Annotated in this window: 29 protein-coding genes and 3 pseudogenes; 4 read left to right on the top strand and 28 right to left on the bottom strand. The window is 40.6% G+C overall.

Going from position 1 to position 17,288, the window contains the following annotated elements; translation table 11 throughout:
• The 23 genes and pseudogenes from ACLB09_RS08620 to ACLB09_RS08730 all read right to left on the bottom strand — a co-directional run bounded on the left by ACLB09_RS08620 (position 1) and on the right by ACLB09_RS08730 (position 12,746).
• Positions 1–636 carry a class I SAM-dependent methyltransferase gene (locus ACLB09_RS08620; protein WP_410769404.1) on the bottom strand — a complete coding sequence of 212 codons (636 nt, stop codon included), beginning with the start codon at positions 634–636 and terminating at the stop codon, positions 1–3.
• 86 nt (positions 637–722) lie between these two features.
• Positions 723–923: a DUF4177 domain-containing protein gene (locus ACLB09_RS08625; protein ID WP_410769405.1), complete on the bottom strand. Its 201-nt coding sequence runs from the start codon at positions 921–923 to the stop codon at positions 723–725.
• A gap of 38 nt (positions 924–961) precedes the next feature.
• Positions 962–1,546, bottom strand: coding sequence for a histidine phosphatase family protein (locus tag ACLB09_RS08630; protein ID WP_410770059.1), 585 nt, complete (start codon positions 1,544–1,546; stop codon positions 962–964).
• Positions 1,547–1,555: 9 nt separating this feature from the next.
• Positions 1,556–1,990 (bottom strand): annotated as a pseudogene (locus tag ACLB09_RS08635) (GNAT family N-acetyltransferase); the annotation flags it as partial.
• A 138-nt stretch (positions 1,991–2,128) separates the two neighbouring features.
• Positions 2,129–2,458 (bottom strand): DUF4180 domain-containing protein, encoded by a 330-nt coding sequence (locus tag ACLB09_RS08640; RefSeq protein WP_410770060.1) that lies wholly within the window; start codon positions 2,456–2,458, stop codon positions 2,129–2,131.
• 55 nt (positions 2,459–2,513) lie between these two features.
• Positions 2,514–3,041, bottom strand: coding sequence for a GNAT family N-acetyltransferase (locus ACLB09_RS08645; protein ID WP_410769406.1), 528 nt, complete (start codon positions 3,039–3,041; stop codon positions 2,514–2,516).
• Between the two features lie 35 nt (positions 3,042–3,076).
• Complete coding sequence (locus tag ACLB09_RS08650; protein ID WP_410769407.1) at positions 3,077–3,352, bottom strand: dienelactone hydrolase family protein; 276 nt, start codon at positions 3,350–3,352, stop codon at positions 3,077–3,079.
• A gap of 37 nt (positions 3,353–3,389) precedes the next feature.
• On the bottom strand, positions 3,390–3,599 hold the full coding sequence (locus tag ACLB09_RS08655) for a hypothetical protein (protein ID WP_410769408.1): 210 nt from the start codon (positions 3,597–3,599) through the stop codon (positions 3,390–3,392).
• 297 nt (positions 3,600–3,896) lie between these two features.
• The gene (locus ACLB09_RS08660; RefSeq protein ID WP_410769409.1) at positions 3,897–4,373 is read right to left on the bottom strand and encodes a GNAT family N-acetyltransferase; all 477 of its coding nucleotides are present in this window, start codon (positions 4,371–4,373) and stop codon (positions 3,897–3,899) included.
• Positions 4,370–4,864, bottom strand: a complete 495-nt coding sequence (locus ACLB09_RS08665) for a GNAT family N-acetyltransferase (protein WP_410769410.1) — start codon at positions 4,862–4,864, stop codon at positions 4,370–4,372. The genes ACLB09_RS08660 and ACLB09_RS08665 overlap by 4 nt, the downstream gene beginning before the upstream one ends.
• A 194-nt stretch (positions 4,865–5,058) precedes the next feature.
• Positions 5,059–5,229 (bottom strand): hypothetical protein, encoded by a 171-nt coding sequence (locus tag ACLB09_RS08670; RefSeq protein WP_410769411.1) that lies wholly within the window; start codon positions 5,227–5,229, stop codon positions 5,059–5,061.
• A gap of 304 nt (positions 5,230–5,533) precedes the next feature.
• Complete coding sequence (locus tag ACLB09_RS08675) at positions 5,534–6,037, bottom strand: GNAT family N-acetyltransferase (RefSeq protein ID WP_410769412.1); 504 nt, start codon at positions 6,035–6,037, stop codon at positions 5,534–5,536.
• A gap of 20 nt (positions 6,038–6,057) precedes the next feature.
• Complete coding sequence (locus ACLB09_RS08680) at positions 6,058–6,516, bottom strand: GNAT family N-acetyltransferase (RefSeq protein ID WP_410769413.1); 459 nt, start codon at positions 6,514–6,516, stop codon at positions 6,058–6,060.
• A 21-nt stretch (positions 6,517–6,537) separates the two neighbouring features.
• Entirely contained in the window at positions 6,538–7,032 is a 495-nt protein-coding gene (locus ACLB09_RS08685) for a hypothetical protein (protein ID WP_410769414.1), read from the bottom strand.
• Between the two features lie 64 nt (positions 7,033–7,096).
• A complete protein-coding gene (locus tag ACLB09_RS08690) occupies positions 7,097–7,714 on the bottom strand; it encodes a hypothetical protein (protein WP_410769415.1) in 618 nt (205 codons plus the stop codon).
• Positions 7,715–7,742: 28 nt separating this feature from the next.
• Positions 7,743–8,054 carry a hypothetical protein gene (locus ACLB09_RS08695; protein ID WP_410769416.1) on the bottom strand — a complete coding sequence of 104 codons (312 nt, stop codon included), beginning with the start codon at positions 8,052–8,054 and terminating at the stop codon, positions 7,743–7,745.
• A 525-nt stretch (positions 8,055–8,579) separates the two neighbouring features.
• The gene (locus ACLB09_RS08700) at positions 8,580–9,104 is read right to left on the bottom strand and encodes a YfiT family bacillithiol transferase (RefSeq protein WP_410769417.1); all 525 of its coding nucleotides are present in this window, start codon (positions 9,102–9,104) and stop codon (positions 8,580–8,582) included.
• A 47-nt stretch (positions 9,105–9,151) separates the two neighbouring features.
• On the bottom strand, positions 9,152–9,634 hold the full coding sequence (locus ACLB09_RS08705; protein WP_410769418.1) for a GNAT family N-acetyltransferase: 483 nt from the start codon (positions 9,632–9,634) through the stop codon (positions 9,152–9,154).
• A gap of 26 nt (positions 9,635–9,660) precedes the next feature.
• Positions 9,661–10,083: a DUF6843 domain-containing protein gene (locus tag ACLB09_RS08710; RefSeq protein WP_410769419.1), complete on the bottom strand. Its 423-nt coding sequence runs from the start codon at positions 10,081–10,083 to the stop codon at positions 9,661–9,663.
• A gap of 169 nt (positions 10,084–10,252) precedes the next feature.
• A pseudogene (locus tag ACLB09_RS08715) lies at positions 10,253–10,390 on the bottom strand (ATP-binding protein); the annotation flags it as partial.
• Between the two features lie 145 nt (positions 10,391–10,535).
• On the bottom strand, positions 10,536–11,177 hold the full coding sequence (locus ACLB09_RS08720) for a FusB/FusC family EF-G-binding protein (RefSeq protein WP_410769420.1): 642 nt from the start codon (positions 11,175–11,177) through the stop codon (positions 10,536–10,538).
• A gap of 274 nt (positions 11,178–11,451) precedes the next feature.
• A complete protein-coding gene (locus tag ACLB09_RS08725; RefSeq protein WP_410769421.1) occupies positions 11,452–11,976 on the bottom strand; it encodes a GNAT family N-acetyltransferase in 525 nt (174 codons plus the stop codon).
• A gap of 14 nt (positions 11,977–11,990) precedes the next feature.
• Complete coding sequence (locus tag ACLB09_RS08730) at positions 11,991–12,746, bottom strand: hypothetical protein (protein WP_410769422.1); 756 nt, start codon at positions 12,744–12,746, stop codon at positions 11,991–11,993.
• Between the two features lie 129 nt (positions 12,747–12,875).
• Here ACLB09_RS08730 and ACLB09_RS08735 point away from each other — a divergent pair, with 129 nt between their 5' ends.
• The 3 genes and pseudogenes from ACLB09_RS08735 (at position 12,876) to ACLB09_RS08745 (ending at position 14,316) form a co-directional block, all read left to right on the top strand.
• Complete coding sequence (locus tag ACLB09_RS08735; protein WP_410769423.1) at positions 12,876–13,283, top strand: MerR family transcriptional regulator; 408 nt, start codon at positions 12,876–12,878, stop codon at positions 13,281–13,283.
• 255 nt (positions 13,284–13,538) lie between these two features.
• A pseudogene (locus tag ACLB09_RS08740) lies at positions 13,539–13,805 on the top strand (alpha/beta hydrolase fold domain-containing protein); the annotation flags it as partial.
• A complete protein-coding gene (locus ACLB09_RS08745; RefSeq protein WP_410769424.1) occupies positions 13,744–14,316 on the top strand; it encodes an alpha/beta hydrolase fold domain-containing protein in 573 nt (190 codons plus the stop codon). The pseudogene ACLB09_RS08740 and the gene ACLB09_RS08745, both read left to right, overlap by 62 nt.
• 245 nt (positions 14,317–14,561) lie before the next feature.
• Here ACLB09_RS08745 and ACLB09_RS08750 read toward each other — a convergent pair whose 3' ends face one another.
• From ACLB09_RS08750 to ACLB09_RS08765, 4 genes are all read right to left on the bottom strand, one after another.
• The gene (locus ACLB09_RS08750) at positions 14,562–14,942 is read right to left on the bottom strand and encodes a hypothetical protein (RefSeq protein WP_410769425.1); all 381 of its coding nucleotides are present in this window, start codon (positions 14,940–14,942) and stop codon (positions 14,562–14,564) included.
• Positions 14,943–15,008: 66 nt separating this feature from the next.
• Positions 15,009–15,512 (bottom strand): metallophosphoesterase family protein, encoded by a 504-nt coding sequence (locus tag ACLB09_RS08755; protein ID WP_410769426.1) that lies wholly within the window; start codon positions 15,510–15,512, stop codon positions 15,009–15,011.
• Between the two features lie 134 nt (positions 15,513–15,646).
• Positions 15,647–15,895, bottom strand: a complete 249-nt coding sequence (locus ACLB09_RS08760) for an NUDIX domain-containing protein (RefSeq protein ID WP_410769427.1) — start codon at positions 15,893–15,895, stop codon at positions 15,647–15,649.
• A 23-nt stretch (positions 15,896–15,918) separates the two neighbouring features.
• Positions 15,919–16,401, bottom strand: a complete 483-nt coding sequence (locus ACLB09_RS08765) for a tetratricopeptide repeat protein (RefSeq protein WP_410770061.1) — start codon at positions 16,399–16,401, stop codon at positions 15,919–15,921.
• Positions 16,402–16,508: 107 nt separating this feature from the next.
• On the opposite strand from ACLB09_RS08765, the gene ACLB09_RS08770 reads away from it, so the two are divergent.
• A complete protein-coding gene (locus ACLB09_RS08770) occupies positions 16,509–16,790 on the top strand; it encodes a toxin-antitoxin system YwqK family antitoxin (RefSeq protein ID WP_410769428.1) in 282 nt (93 codons plus the stop codon).
• Positions 16,791–16,826: 36 nt separating this feature from the next.
• Here the strand turns inward: ACLB09_RS08770 and ACLB09_RS08775 are convergent, their stop codons facing one another.
• On the bottom strand, positions 16,827–17,261 hold the full coding sequence (locus ACLB09_RS08775) for a VOC family protein (protein WP_410769429.1): 435 nt from the start codon (positions 17,259–17,261) through the stop codon (positions 16,827–16,829).
• Positions 17,262–17,288 lie beyond the last annotated feature (27 nt).

Genomic DNA, 17,288 nt, shown 5'->3' on the forward strand with positions numbered 1-17,288 from the left:
TTAGCCTCCCTTCTTTACAACAATATATCTGAGCATATATTCTTTGCTCTTGTTATCCTTGTAAGTTAGATTTTCATGGGTGGTTCCTGTTTCAATGACTTGCAAGCCGTCGAAATGCCGGATTAAATCTTCTTCCGTAAAGAAATGAGCATACTTTCCCTTAACATATTCAAAGGTTCCTGCTTCAATTTGACTTCCCACGCCGTTATTTACATCCTCATCGGAGAAGCAAGTAAAATACATCAATCCGTTATCCTTCAGGTACTGAACGCAATGCTGTATGAGCTTTTTTCTATCCTGTTTCAGGAATAGGTGCAAAACATCAAAACAATAGATGGCATCATATTTATTCAAAGTAACTTGGTCCAATACGGAGCCCAAAATAAAATGACTGTCCGGGTCCCAATTGTTTGCCATTTGAACGGCATCCTGCGATATCTCGATTCCATCAACTTGAAAATGCGCTGATAGCGCCTTTGTATTTCTTCCATATCCGGAGCCGGGTACTAACACCTTCTTCACATCATTGTCCTGAAAAAGTTGGATGGCACGGTATACCGTTTTGCTTGGCTCTTGCCCCCATATCATCCCTTCGTTGCTAAACCGATCATTCCAATAAGATCCCAAGCTCCTCATTCCTTAATCATGCCGTTTTTTTGAATCCGAATCTATGCTTTCCGGCGATACAAACAACTAATTCATGCATCCAAGGAGAGAACACATCAAAAACTCTTCTTTCTCTTGAAAATAACGATGACATCTCTGGATTGCCCTTGAGATAGGCTTGTATCGAAGCAGGAGACTAATTCCCAGCCATCCAAACCATACCGGTTTAACTCGAGTTCGAATTCTTCGGTATCTACTTTGCCTCCCAAAAAACCTCCGGTTTTATACTTCATAGTTTTGTATTCCCATTGTTCCATGTAAATCCGCTCCCTCGTTCAATGAGTTCTATAATTACTTAGTTCCATAATCTCTTTACTTCTATTAACTCTTCATCCTTGAATTCCAATCTGTATACATCCGGCTTCGATGTCCCCATTAAAAACTCAAACCCATATTGGTTATCAAAATACCCCATCATCAGCGTCATAACGACTCCATGCGTTCCCATAGCTATTTTCTGGCCTCTGTATGCCTGAAGTATTTCTTTCAAGATAGCTACGGCCCGTTTTTGGCATTGGGAAATCGATTCTCCGCCGGGCAACGAGAAATCGCGATCAGAAAACATCTTTTGCACGGCAGGATATATTTCCTGATCCGGTACGATTTTATCCTCACTTGAGAAAAGCAGTTCTTTAAGCTCTTCATATTCTATTACTTCTTTACCGGATAAATGAGCCAATTCCCGGATCGTCAACACGGCCCTGCTATATGGACTAGAAATGAAAGTATCCAGGCCCTCCTGCTTCAATAGTTCAGTTACCCGATGGGCATCCACTTTCCCCTTATCCGTTAATCCTCGGGTTCTTTCATTTTCTTCCGTTTTAGGCGATTCCCCGTGTCTGATCATGTAAATGTAGGTACTCGATTCTAAATTTTTCATCATAATAATATCTCTGCCATATTGTTCGGATTCAACCACATCAATTTCTTGATATCCAAGTTTCTTATAAAAACTTTGTGCCGTTAAACTGCTGGGCAGCTTTAACGAGGTGATCCCGGAATCCAGTGCTATGCGTTCAATATGACGAATCAAATTCCGGCCGATCCCTGAATTATGGTAGTCTTTTTCAACAAAAACCATATAAATAGTATCCGTATCCAGACTGGCGGTTCCAACAACTTTATCTTCTATTACGGCAACGAACATCTTCCTCGTTTCGGATAAACCCATAATATACTCCGGAGTAAAAATACTTAGCATATTATTAATGATCTTATCGCTGTAGTCTTTGCTATTCACATGGATCAGGTTGTCCTTAATGAGATTTGCGATTTGCAGACAATTTTCATTTTTAAACTCTCGAATTAATATATTTCGAGTCATGTTTACCCTCTCCACCTCTATTTCATTTATCTACTCTGTTTATTCCCAATAGCAATCCATCTTCCGTCAATGTCTTCAAATACAAATTCCTGATTGTCGTAATCGGTTGTTGCTCTAAATCCTCTTTCTTTCCGGCCTTTAAAGCCTACTCAATTTTGCAATGGCTTGTTCCTCGGTAGGCAGGAAAAATAAATCCCTTCCCTTATTGCTTTCATAAATGAAATCCTTAAGACTGTTGCTTGTATAAACTGAGAAATCGCCGATGATTGCAATTTTAGCTTGATAATTAATGAACTTTTGAATGATTTCACCGGCAAGACGCGTTTTCAGGTCAAAAAAATCTTCACATATGGACGACTTGTTTATAATAATCACATTGCATCCGGCTTCATAACTTACAGTTGCCATAAGATCCAAAGCGGACTGAACATCGGTAATCAATTCTACATCGCTTTCAACGATGGCCATTTCTACTCCATTTTCTTTAATTGTTTTAATGATCATGATCCTAACCTCCATAGTCTCAAAGTTCTTTTAACATATGTATATCGAGCGGTTCCTTCTGAAAAAGTTCTTCGTCGACCTCTTTGGTGATCCGACTGCCCATACTTTTATAAAACGAAACGGCCGATCTCGTCTCCGTAGACGAAATATACAGATACCTGGCTCCTCTTGTTCTTGCTTCTTCCTCTAATCGGGTCAATATTGATGTTCCTATTCCTTGTCTTCTGTAACTTCTTGAGACGTACATCAAATCGATCTGAAGGCGATCTTGCTTTTCCCCTCTAAATTGATGGGCAAGTACTCCGAATCCGATTAGCCTATTCCCGTCAAATGCTCCGAACGCCGTCCCGCCGTTTTGCAACTCGTACAAAAACCGGTCTTCCATCTCGCGTAGCAGTTCCTCGTTCCAACTCGGGCATTCATGTCCCGCCGAAGTTTCGACTAACTTCCCATCTTGCATTTGATATATGAGGTCAATGTATTCCGATCGATCAATCTCCTTTAATTTAGTTGCCTGGTCTGGATTCATAACTTGAAAATCAATCATGTTTTCTCAACCCTTCTTTATACATTAGAGCAATGCTACCGTAATTCCCCAAGCAATTGATGTTCTTTCAAGAAGCTTGTTGTGCAGGCAAGTGTTCTCATATAGGGAACATTTCCGTGGTTTCCATAGTTAAAAAAACCATGTCCCATCCCAGCAAAAACTTCCAATTTGCTCTCATTCCCATTTTGGACCATCATCTCTACGAAATGGTCTATTTTCCCTATCGGGATATTCTTATCCTCCGTCCCATGGAAAAAAATACTTGGAGGAAGTTTTGACGTAATCGCATCCATTGGGCTAGCCTTTGCCAAATCCGATGATTGCTCCGGAAATAGCTCAATTAGCGATTCAGAATCGACTCCGCCCTAAGGATGCAAAGTATTCCGCTTGATGCTGGAACTGAGCGGGGGTTACTTTGTTGTTTGAAAAGCCCGCGCCATGAAAGAACAAGATAGCAGGTTTTAATTGCCCCTCAAGTTGAGGCTGATCGAAAACATATAATTTTAATCCGTCATAATCAGATTTATAAATAAATTCCTTAACAGGATCCTCAAACATGCTCCACCTACCTAATCAAATATTTCGACAGCTTGTTTTGCCCGTTCTACTATGGGGCCTGTCTCAATGTTCACCAAAAGCAACGTTGCTGGATCTTATGCTTAACAAATGACTCCAGGGTTTGATTTGAAACTCTTTGAGTTGTTTAGGGCTAAAAATATAATCTTCCTTTTCCTGACCGTACAAAATTTGATCTTTTTTTAGATTCGCAGCATATGAGAATCGTATTTTTGCAGCAGTTCATTGGATAGAATACTAAAGCCTTTGGAGGTCTTGCTGCCGGACATAATAAACACTTTAAAAATGCTTTCTATATCCTTCAACGTTCTCTTCCTTAAATCCCAGTTTTTCATAAAAAATATGCGCTTCTTTTCGTTGTTCACCAGACACAAAGATCATGTAAGAGCAGTCTCTTGCTCTGGCAATCCATTCAATTTCTTGCATCAATTTCGTTCCAACCCCCTGTCTCCTCGCCCGATTCGAAACAATTACATTCTCAACAACCATAAAAGGCCTGCAGTCTCCCACAAGATCCTGACATATAATTCCCATGAGCGATCCCACTAGTTCGTCTTGATTAAAAGCGCCTAAAATTACATAGTTCTCGTTATTTGCGATTGATTGATAGGTCTGCATTAATTTATCGCTATTCGTCATTGTTCCCATAAGTTCGTCATACAGCTGTCCTAAACTCGAGAGATGGCCGGAGTTAACAGGTTTTATCGAAATCATTTCAAATCCCTCTTTAAACTTAGCGTATAATTGCTCTTTCACAAGATCTTCTGAAAGCTTCCGATATCCAACCTTTCGTTAAATTTAAATCCAATCTCCTTAAAAAAGGCGCATTGTTTATAACCATTTCTTTCAAACAGGGCCTTACTTCTCAAATTATCCATACAAATCGTTGCAATTAAGGTGTGGAACCCTTGTTCCTTAGCCTCTTTCTCGATGAAATTCAATGCAACCTTTCCCGCCCCTTTACCCGTGTTACCCGGAGCTAAGTAAATCGTTACTTCTGCACAAATGTCATATGCTTGTTTATTCTTATATTGCGTAATCAGGACATACCCAATAATTTCTGAGTCTTCTCTAATTACAAATGACTTAAATCTCTTATTCTTATGGATGACGGATTCCCTGATCTGATCATGGGTCAAAGATTCCGTGTGGAAAGAAATCGTTGTATTGAGAACGTAGTAATTATAAATATCCCTTATCATTTCAAGGTGAGAATCATTTATTTCTTCAAAAAGTAATGCTGCCATCGTAAGACATCCCCTATGTAAGATTTTTGAAAGAACAAGTTCGTTTCATGCTTGAATACAAAATGACCCAACCATAGATTGCTTCTATCCTGGGCTGGGTCACTGGGTTGTTTTTAGCATCTTTCATGATTATACATCCGGCGTCCTAAGAGCGAAAGTCTCCCGGGTGAACGGGGAACCAATTTTGCTAACAGCTAATACAACCGCTCTTCGCCAGTGATTGGATTCTTGAATGCCGATTTAATGTCGCTGCTAGTGAGCTCGTCCGCAAACTCGGAATCACTTTTTCCCGTACGGATCGTATTGTCCGATTTATTGTCTGTCTTTGCAGTTTGATCGGTTGTTCGCTTCGACTGTTTATCCATAGGTAGCGCATCTCCTTTGACGACAAATGTTTGCTCTATAGCATGCATTCATTTAATCGTTTTTATGCGAAGGAGTCGGGGTTTGAAGGATGCGTCTTTCTAAATAATGCTCCATAAGGATGTAAATAACCGCTGCCGGACAGAAAAGAATGATCGAGAACAGAAAGGAAATCGCAAGATAGGCCAACCCGATATTCTGCAAGCCATAATATTCAGTGGTACTTATTTTGTATCCTTCCATGAGTTCCATTCCAAGGCACGCCAGAGTAAACAAAGCCACCGAAGTAAACCACAGTATAGAACATTATAATCTCTTTGTTAAGTAAAGAACGATATCGTCATCTATGACAACGGAATCTCCGTATTTCACATAGCCTTGTCCGTCATGTATGCCTTTTCCGTCCGGAATATAACCCCTCTTCACATACAATACTTGAGCAATCCCATAATCGGAAAATACGCCTACCCCGATACCGGCAATCGGAGATCTTTCCCGTACGATTTCCTCTGCTGCATCCATCAATCTCGTTCCTATTCCAAGACCCCGATATTTCAATAAAACATTGAAATCATTGATTTCAGGAATATTCTTTTCCCGAAACGGAGGGTAATAAGAATCCCATACTACATTGACATAACCGGCAAACATGCCCTCCGATTCAGCTACTAAAGTTACTCTCTCTCCATTGGTTTGCTCCGTCAGATATTGGTCATACAAGGCCTTGGGTTTATCCCATGCTTGTTCTTGAAACGCATTTGAAATGAGAATAGAATCATTTTCGCTTATCTTCCGGATAAAAATGTTCATGCTCTTCCCCTTCACTTTGTTCATAAATCCATGCGTAAGCGGATCATATCCCGGCACCGGATCCCGTTCTCAAAAATTTCTTCATCATAATGTCTTACAAAAAAATCCGTATCCACCCCAACGATGCGAAAACCGCATTTCTGATATAAAGCTAGTTGTGAAATACTCGAATTTCCCGTTCCGATCTCGATCGCCTGGATGTTCATTTCTTTGGCTAAATGGATGGCGTTAAGCAGCAATTTCTTGCCTATTCCTTTACCTTGATCTGTCTCTCTCACCGCTATATTCATGATCTCAACCGTATCAGGCCTAGTCCTTAAAATAACGAATACTCCAACCGTTTCATGGTTATTTGAAGCCGTATAACAAGTACCTCTGGATAAGTAATCGTCAACGATAGCTTTAGAAGGATCTGCGAGCAGCAATAAATCATAAGGTGCAGCGGATTGATCCCGCAGCTTTTCTATAGTAAATTCCATGATAAGTCCCTCCCCTCAAATTTAGGAGATATCTTCTATAAAATCAGGTTTGTTGGCATTTATCCATTCGTTCATTCGCATAATTGTATGCTTCGAGTATTCGATATAGCTATCATATAGCCTGTTTACTTTATCAAACGTTTCTTGATCATGTTCCAAATCGCCCGGAGTTATTGGCCTTTCCGTTTTATTGCAATTCTCAATGAATTGCATGATTTCGTCCAGTAAGTCAGCCATTTTACCGTCCCCAAAATACAGAACCCCGCTCTTAATCCCGTTCCAAGATTGTAGCTCATTGATGTGATAGGCAGAAAACCAGTAAAACGCTGTAAGCTTATCGACATGATTATGAAAAGAATAAAACAGAAACAACCCCTTTTGGCCTTCGTTTAGTTGATTATACATTTCGGATTTTACGGATAGATCTTTCCCGCGAACGGCATGTAACATAGGACGTACGCATAACCAACTCAATTCAAAGCTTTGAAGATCTTCCCGTCCGATCTTTACCTTCATGTCATTCTCCCTTCGATCATTCTCCGTAACCAAAACAGGGGATCGTCATCCAACGGACCTCGAATTACCGAACTCTCTGTTCGAACAGCTCTTTATTGGTTTTCGATAAAGCTTTATTTAATAACGGCCGGTCATAACCATGAGTTAATAATGCATTCAAAATGGCATCGGCTCGGTCTTGTCTATTTCGTCTAATATTGGATTCCAATTGAATTTCTAAGGGAACTACCGGAACCCAATGATTCTCAAACTCCACCTTTTTCGTTAAATCCCATATGTACTTGCCGCCTTCCCATATTCCTTCGCCATCCACCGAGTCGGGGATTCCGGCCGGATTTGAGATTTGAACGACTTCCGCATGAAAATCATGGATCTTCCATTTTCCTTTGGTCCATGTAAATCCGGAAGGAAACGACTGAGTAAAATAAGGCTCTTCATCGGAAGAAAGCCATCCCGGATCGGAATAGGAAAGTCCGCTTTTAGACTCAAGATTGAACTCTTTCATAAGAGTTGCAAGTTGATCAACATCTTCCCTCCGACGGACATAAATATCCAAATCATTCGGCTCCATCATGGCCCGTTGCAAAACGGAGCCGACAGAACCGACGATGATCCACTCCGTTGTCAGGTTGGATTCCGAATATAGATCGCAAAAAGTTTTCAGGGCTTGGCTCCAAGTCATGATGCAGCTCCTTTTTATGACCAAAATGCTATTTTTCATTACTATTGCTTAATGATTCCAAGTTTCTTTTTATTGTTTTTAGTTCCAATTGAACGGAATTCAATTCCTCCACGGTATCGTAAGAAATGGCTCTCAAGGTTAAAGCGGCTAACAAAAAAATCAGTGAACAAACGAAAAACACAACTGTTAAAATAGCGCCTCTAATATCGTTTGTATAGTTATGAAACAAGACTTCATGAAACCCGCTAGTGAAAAAAAACAGGATACCTAAAAATAGAAAGACACCGAATAAACCAAAAAAGAACCGCTTAAAACTGGATACTCTCTCATATGAAATCATTGATTGTTCCTCCAACATCATCATCTAGCAGTGTTTCCGCATTCATTCATGGATGTCTATTTGACGAAGTTCGCAGAATAATTTTCCTTTATTTCCCAACTTCTGAATTGAACCAATCTAATCGCATTCATAGCTATGGAAAGAAGGATACCGGCTCCAAGCACCAGGAACAGCATTCCATTCTGATCCCCGGATGCAAATGAACTAAATATATTTATTACAACCGGGATGATCAAGATGAACCCCAAAACCAAATAGACGTATCTTCTAATTATGGATCCCTTGATTTTACTATAGAAATGATTATAGCAATCTTCGCATATCACAGTCTTCCTCTTACCCGCTAAAAGTAAACAATCTTGACAGTAATCTTTACTGCAGAAAGGACAACTTTTTTCAGCCGCCTTCTCGGTATGCTTAAAACAAGCCTGCATCGTTTTTTCTCCTTTTTATCAGCTTCTCCATACATGTGTCTTGTTTTTTCATTCCATGTATTGAAACAGCGTGTTGGGATTTTGTCAAATCTTAAATATTCAATAAATTTCGCAGTGCGGTGATATGAGCTGTATGATGCTTTCCATGCCATGCATAATAACCAAGATTATAATCCAGACGCACCGTTTGTTGTGACTCCGGATGGTAGAACTGTTTTTCAAAATCGGATTTCTCCATGGACTTCAACAAAATAGCCCATCTCTTATGCAAGCCTTCCAATAGCATGAAAGAAATCTGTATATCCGTTTCTTTAGAGTCCTGTAGTTCGGCCCAGCGATCCTCGAAGTAGGGTCTTATTGTCGGCGTGTCTTCGGTTAAAGCCAACTTGAATCTTATAAAACTAATCATATGGCTGTCAGCCAGATGATGAACCACCTGCCGGAGTGTCCATCCTCTCTCGCGATAAGGAAGGTTCAATTGATCCTCGGATAAACCTTTAACCGCTTCCTTCAGCCGGGCCGGTAATTCTTCAATCTCCCTGATCCACATCTCCCTTTGAGTAGCGGAAATATCGCGTTCACATCGAAAGGTGCCGATCGGATATCTTCTGTCCATAAAAACCGCTCCTTTCTCGAATTACTTGAATGTAACATATCATACCATCAATAAAAATCTTCTTTATTCATATTCACGATATATCCCGTTTTCTTGCCTTTCAGGAATCCGGCTTTTTCGTAAAAGCGATGTACTTCGTCCTTCAAGGAACTGGTCATTAGCATCACCTTATAGCAATTCCTTTGCTCGGCGATTTCTTTAGCTTTTTCTAAAACCATCAGTCCGAATCCGTTACGTCTATGTTCTCCATGGGTCACTACATTTTCAATCAAACCATAAGGTCTTGCGCCCCTGGTCAAATTCTTAATGATCACGAGGACACAAGATGCCACGATCTGCCTTTCATGTTCAACTACCAGAATATTCATACTCTGGTCCCCCAACATTTCACGCCATTGATCTGCTAACGTCTCATTGCGCTCCAATTCAGGGTCCTCGGGTTGTAAAAACTTGTAAAGAAATAAGAGCTCTTCTAATTCATTTTCGCGGATCGATCTGCAAAGGGCCATTTTCGTTGCACCGGCTTTCATAAAAATTCTGCAATCCCTTATCACAATTACCTGAATGACCCATTTAGCCTAAAATCTTCGCCGCAGGCCGATTGCGTGACTTCGATTTCTGTGTGATGCGTTTCAACACCATCGGAGCTGCTGGATCCGCCGGTTCCTCTTGTGTGCACGCATGACGAATCAATCGCTGTTCGCTTGCCCTCCTTATCAACATAATAATACTGGTCAATTACCGAACCATAATCATACATAGGGTTTGAAGTTTCATATTTTCCATTTGCGCTAACCGGAATGATATCGTACTTTCCTTCTCTTTCGAGTCGGGGAGCATCTTTAATGTTATACGTTACTCTAATTATTCCTTCATACCCTTCCGGTATCAGATAGAGATCATAGGTTCCTCGATTGTATTTGGAAGTACAACCGGCCAATAGGACTATCATAAAAATAATTATGATCAAGTGCTTCATAAATCACTCATTCCTTTAGGATCGTATGTGACATTAAGATATTAATTACTAATAGCTATTATACTTTGTATGACGGATTGAACTTCTTAGCGTCTTTAATAACGAATAAGTATTTTGCTTCTCCCTCTTGGGGGCCGGAAATGTGCCCGTGCAATGGCTGGAGTGATTAATAATAGGTGTTTATGATTTCCGAATGGTTATCTTGATCAATCACTACAGAATTCTTCAATTGTTGTTCTAATTCCTTGGCAAAGGTAGTTTTTCCGCTGTGGGTCTTCCCAACTGTCATAATGACAAGTCGTTTCAATTATAGCCCCCCAATAATCTACTTACCATTCCTATTTCTTTAGAAACCTTTAGAAACCTTTATATTCCTTCCATGTACTCAACTTTCAAATAGAACACAAACCAGAAACCGGCTGCCTTAGGGGCAGCCGGTTTCTGGTTTGAAGTTATTTGCTGGCGGAAAGAATGAATTTCTCCAGCGATCCTGTATCGGTAATACTTTGATTGCATCCTTGGTTATCCAGACAAACATAATGGCCATAGAAGGAAAGGTTATCTTCGTTAGTAGGCTTGGTCTTGATCGAGAAGAATGCAAGTTCTTGATGCCGATTACAGAACAAGCAATACCCTTTCTTGTTGGTCGGCGTAATTCTACCCTCAATGCCGATGAACTTCCCTTCAAACGGATATACAACAAATAATCTATTCGTGGCAATATCTGTCCAACTCAAATGCGTCACAAATCGAAAGTCGATCGCTTGCAGATCCGGTACTTTCAATTTTTTATTTTTAGGGAATAGCTTCTGAATCTGTTTTAGCGTTATCGGCGGAAAAGGCTCCAGGTATGATTCTAAAGTGCTAAGAAATGTCTGAAAATCGGATGCCGTTTCGAAGGTTGATATCTGCCCCAGCAGTTGCTTCTGATCCTCCCTCAAAACAGGAAATGCCTCAATAATGTTACTTGCGGCACCATATCTTACGGCTTCCAAGACGCTCCGATCCGCGACGGTCCGCAAAGTTTTCTGAAGGAATTCCGCTTGTTTTTTAATCACGTTAAATTGGTGGTTTCTAATAAATGGTGTACTCATAGCGCTTCAGCCCCTTATTATAATGAAAAATCATTAAGGTGCAAAGCCCGTTATTAGAAACGATAAAGTTAAGTATGGGCGATCGAATCCATTCTATCGCGCCCCACGCAAAGTATCGCCCCAGATCAGGCTTTGCATGAGGAAATCCTAGCTAATGAGCAATTCTGTATTGCCATCGGTATAACCCCCAATCAAATATCATACGCAAAGTATAGCAGCAAGTCCCGCAAGGCGCAATTGATTGACGATGGGATAGGCCCTTAGCAAAGCCTTCTTAATTATTTCTAATCCAGTACCTTTTGATTACATTTCCGTTTTCCTCAATGTAAACCGAATCCGGTTTGCCGCCATTGGCAATGATCGTTTTTTCCGAGCCAATATTATCAGCATCGCAAACAACCAGAGTATCCGAAATGCCTAGTTGCTTAGCCTCTAATAAAGCCAGTTTCAACAAAACGGAGGCGTATCCTTTATTTCTTTCGGACGGACGGATTCCGTACCCAATATGGCCGCCCGCATGAAGCAAAAAATCGGATAATCGATGCCTGATATTAACGGCTCCTAACACTCTACTTAGATCATTTACTAACCAAAACGTTGAATCCGGAACCCAGCCTTCGGGTATGCCGATACCCTTTTCATTGTTCGACAGAAAGTCCAACATGTCTTGAAAATCACCGGGATCTTTACCGATAACCCAAGGTACCATATCCTCGCCCGATTGTTTCCATTCCTGATAAAAATCCAAATACGCTGCTTTAAATTCGATTTGAGGTTTTACAAGTCTAAGCTGGTCCATTCCAATTTCTCCCCCTACATATCCTCCATATTAAACTCTCGCAAAGTCACCAATTCATTCTTTCCCCTGTTCCCCTTCTCCGTATGGACTTTTCCGTTTTCATCGGTGTATCTTACAATATAGTCCCCCGTTAACAGGTTATAGTCTTGTTCATCCGCGTTTTCGAGCGTGTTTGTTAAAGTGTGATATTCCCCGAAGGTTGCGCCGATCAGGTACCAGTCGTCATCTTGGTATCTAAATCGGTATTTATTATACCATCGCCAATTGCTTCCGCCGTATTCGCTTATCAGTACGGAACCCCGATGAATCGTCAGACTTTCAAATGGATCTCCCCACACCCCTCCCTCATCTGCAGTTAAAAGGACTTGATCCGCAATGATCGAGGGGGAGTACCCGTTATTTTCCGTACCAAATGCAATCATTAATGACCGTGGCGGGGCTTCATCTGCTGTGGTCGTATTTTTTTCAATGATAACTGCAATATCAGAAATTCCGTCCTTATTCAAATCCCCTTCAGCTTTAGCCGGCTCTCCTTCTCTAATCTGAAATAAACTCCACCCGGAAGGAATGAGGTTATCGATGTCCGGTTTTGTGTCTTCGCGGATCTCTTCGATAACCTCGGTAACTTCCTTCTGCGGTTCAGGTTGGTCCATCGACATTTGCGAATCCTGTGGAATCTGCGGATTTATCTCTTCGTCAACCTCTACACCACATGCAGCCAATAATACAAATATAAGAAGCGATAGTATGTAAAATAATTGCCGTCTCATATAATCACCGTCCAATCCGTAAGGTACTATGGCAAGACTGCCGCTTAACAAATAAGTCCAATCGCTCGCTTCCTCCAGCTTATTCCATGTTATTCTATCATTAATGAGTTTTACAAAGGAGATAAATTTATGGATGGATATTTGAGAGGGCAAGTAGCCAAGTTGGCGGATGTAAATATAGAAACCTTAAGGTACTACGAGAACTATGGACTGATTGCTGCCCCTACGCGTTCCGAATCCGGTTATCGGCTTTATTCGAAGGAAGTGCTGACCCGGCTTACTTTCATTAAAAACGCCAAGCTATGCGGGTTTACGTTGAAGGAAATCAAGAAGGCATTGACCAAGTCGAGCAATAAGGAGATTCATATCGAAGATTTCGTCTCTGTAATTGAGCGGAAAGTAGATCGTATCCACGCGGAAATTGCCGGACTAGAGCAAACAAAAGCGAGGTTAAACGATTTAAAGACCCACCTTGAAGCCGTAAAAAAGCATCCCGGAGTTACGGAAGTGCTCCAGATTCTAAACATGGAATCATAGCTTGACCTTGTACCTTACTACAGGATTTACAGTTACCTTATTCAAATTACGTAGTGAGGTGGAATTCCTATGAACATGAAAACAAGCACGGAACAACTTGCCGCAATCAAAAAGTATCTAAAAGAAATGAATATGTTCGGCAGTGCGACAGTGGAACAAATTCGTCAAGGTATAAGTGAAGCGGCAGCTAACCTGCCAACACTGGAGCATGCGAAGGTAGAGCCCGTTACGCTCGGGAATATCCATGGAGAATGGATGAGTGCCGGTGAAACCCCTGCCCGAGATAATCATGAACAAGTCATTCTATACTTTCATGGCGGCGGTTTTGTTGCGGGAAACTGTCTGTTTTATCGTGATTTGGTTGCGAGAATTTCGGAATCCAGCGGGGTACGGGTGTTGACGATCGAATATCGACTGGCTCCCGAGCACCCCTATCCCGCCGCCAATGTAGATTGCTTGAATGCATACCGTTTCCTTTTGGCAAACGAATATAAAGCCGGCAATATCATGCTCGGCGGGGATTCGGTCGGGGGCGAGCCTGGTGCTGATGACTCTCCTATCTTTGCGAGATGCCGGACAGGACCTCCCCGCAGGGGCGTTTCTCTTATCACCGCATACGGATCTGGTTCACCTGGATGGAGAATCGTATTACAGCCGGGCTCAATTAGACCCTACGGGTAGCCTGCAAAATAACCTAATGATCGGTGAAGCCTATTTCGGCCACCTGCCGGCAGACAAGCCGGCCCTATTGTCACCGCTCAGAATGGAATTACAGGGCTTACCGGATCTGCTGATTCAGGTAGGCGATCATGAAGTACTGCTAAGCGATGCTACACGATTCACGGACCGCGCCCGAAAAGCCGGAGTTCATGTTTCACTAGAAATATGGGAGAATATGTGGAGCGTATTTCAGAGTATGGCGTACATGCTCCCCGAAGCTCAGCAGGCCATCCGCAACATTGGTCAATTCGTTCGAAATACACTGGGACTCACTGGCCCGGAACTCGAATCCCCCTCTGAGCCGATAACCTAAGCTTTTCTCTATTCGAAAAGTTTAACCTTTTCGTTTAAGATGGAGACGTACAAAAAGCAGTATAGTTAATATCAATCCTGCTGTTCCCCAATTTATTTGTAAAGATGCAATCTCTTTAGATTCAACTGGCGCATCGAAGAAAATAATATAGCCAAAATATAGCATTACGAGAATCATGATAACTATAAATATATTAAGTATTCTTTTTAAAATTTGTCACCATTCCTTTTAACTCTAATGCATCACTATTTATCTTTTTTATAATGAATCTCAATGTTCTCATTCTTTATTACCATATTGCTTTTCTTCAACACAATCTCATATCGGTTATCATTTATTATAATTTGCTTATCTCCTTCCCATTCATAATTCATAAACTCGGACTTTTCATCAAATGTTCTTAGGGTTGCTTTGTCCTGAATCCGGTTAGTAAAATTCATTAATTTAATCTCAGACGGTGAGATTTGCAAGTAATTATAGTGACTTAGCTCTTCCTCGGTTTGCACTTTCTGATCAGCAAATTCGGCCACCCAATTGCCCTGGATTAATTGTATTTTGTCTTGAGAGCACCCAAGTAAGCTAATAATCATAATTGCCATTAACGATAGAGTAATTAGTCTCTTCATGTTTTACTCCTTTAAAAATTCAATACATTTACCACGAGGCGGACAAGTAATTTCTCACCATTATGATCACACCCTTTGTATGGCTCTCCCTGTCTTTATGGCAAATGCGTAATCTTTTCGCCCGTTATTTTCAGCAACGGAACTGGCATTATCCCAATCATAATGAATCATTACATGCTCAATACTCCATTTTTTTGATGCGGTCTTATAGGCAATGACATAATCTGCATAAGATGAGTTTGATTCCATCACATGCGGATAGGGCACTTCATCATTATAGGCAGGCAAACCTACACTCCCCGCATTTATAATCAACTTGCCATTCGGTAGATAAGTCGTTCTACACACATGACTGTGACCACAAAATATATAGTTTTGCGGGACTTCCCCCAGTTCCATCAAGAGTTGATCGGGGCTCTTATATCTAACTTCATTTTCGTGTATTTCTTCTAATAAATATTGATTATTTAAGAATGGGGTGCCGTGACAAAACAAAAGGTCTTCTATAACCAACGTGTTTTTAAACGATCTAATCCAATTTTCAATCTCATGATTTAGTTTTGGTTTCACAAATTTAAATGTTTCAGAATGGCTAACTGCAAAATTCCAACCTTCTATTCTTTAGTTCTTCAACTACAGGTCTTACTGGAGGACTGATCTTCTCCGGTAATTCATCAATATCAAAAAAGCGAACCTCTTTTCCTTCATAATTCAGCAAACAGATTCAGGTTATCTACAGCCAGTCCGGTTTCCTCAAAAGCTTCTCTTATAGCCGCTTCCTCAATCTTTTCACCGAGTTCGATTGCCCCTCCCGGAAAACACCAGCTATCATTATCTGTCCGATGTAACATTAACACTTGACCTGTCGAATTATATATAATGACACTAGCCCCGCACATCAAAATGGGACGACTACCCACTATGTTTCGCATATCTTTAATGTAGTCTTTCATAACTGTCACCTCTTCATAGGGGTCTAGTCCCATAATTGATCCAGCTTATCGGAATAATATAGAATTGCTTTTTTGTATGACTGAATGCCCTTATCATTACTTGTTTCCGCTAACTGTTTTAATAAAATTTCCATGGCATTGCTATATTCTTTCAGATTATACTCAACCATAGCCAAGAACACAGAATATTCTCTTTGCTCTGGAAACTCTTTTATCGCTTCTTCAAATACTGCCTTGGATTCTTTGAACATCCCCAATGTTCGATAAGTGCTTCCCAACCCTAATAATGCGCCTTGTTTTTCTTCCTCTGCCAGCCCCAATTCTAAAGCCCTCTTATAATAAGGGATTGCTTCTCTTTCCCGTCCCAAGACATCATGAACCCATGCATACTGATACCAAACCGATGAATTCTCAGGCTCTATTTGTAATATATCAAGCAATAAGAATTTGGCTTCTTCCAATTCCCCTGATTCTCTGAGTTCTATAGCCCTTTCTAATTCCTTCATCATGCTCATCCTTCTTGGTTTAAATCTGAGATATAATTATCCATCATAAACAACTTCATCATTGAATTGTGATATAGTTAAAAAAACTGATTCTAGGAGGTCATGTCATGGAAAATGAAAATTGTGATCTGATACACCCAAACGGTGTTAAGGAAAAGAAACTGGAAGTGATAGACGGCTACACGATTAAGTACCACGCAAACGGAAAAACCATATGGTCAAAGGGAAAAATGATTGATGATAAGCCAGACGGTTATTGGGAATGGTATCGCCAAGATGGAACAAAAAAGCGTTCAGGGTATTTTGAAATGGGGGAACCTGTTGGTGAATGGGTTACCTATGACAGCAAAGGCAATAAACACAAAACAACCAATCGTGATAAAGACTAGAAACGTTGTTGTACTTCTACTCTTTATCCTTCTGTTTTAAAAATCTTGTTTAATTTCATCTTTCGGATCCCATATTGACCAAGTTGCTTCTAACAGATTTCCTTCCTCATCCCTAAAATAAAAATACTTAGCTTCTCCTTCTCCAAGAGTTTGTAATTCATCTATTGATATCCCTTTGTCCTTTAATAAATTGTATGTGTATTCAATGTTAGGGCAATTGATAGCCATGATCGGAAATGGTTTCCCATTCCTTGTTATTTCCAATGGTTTTGTATCATTCGTTTCTATTAATACGAGTGCGATCGAATGTTTATGCGGGTGATGTAAGACCGCCATGAATGAACCTCTATCCTGGAACTTATTCATGAGCTTAAATTCCAAATTCTCCGTATACCAAGCAATGGACTTATCAATTTGGGTTGTAGGCACATAAACATAGCCAATTCGAGAAAATGAAAATTCATGATTCATTACAAGCACTCCTTTAATTGTATGGAT

The organism is Fontibacillus forbon, assembly GCF_046559655.1.
Taxonomy (GTDB): domain Bacteria; phylum Bacillota; class Bacilli; order Paenibacillales; family Paenibacillaceae; genus Fontibacillus.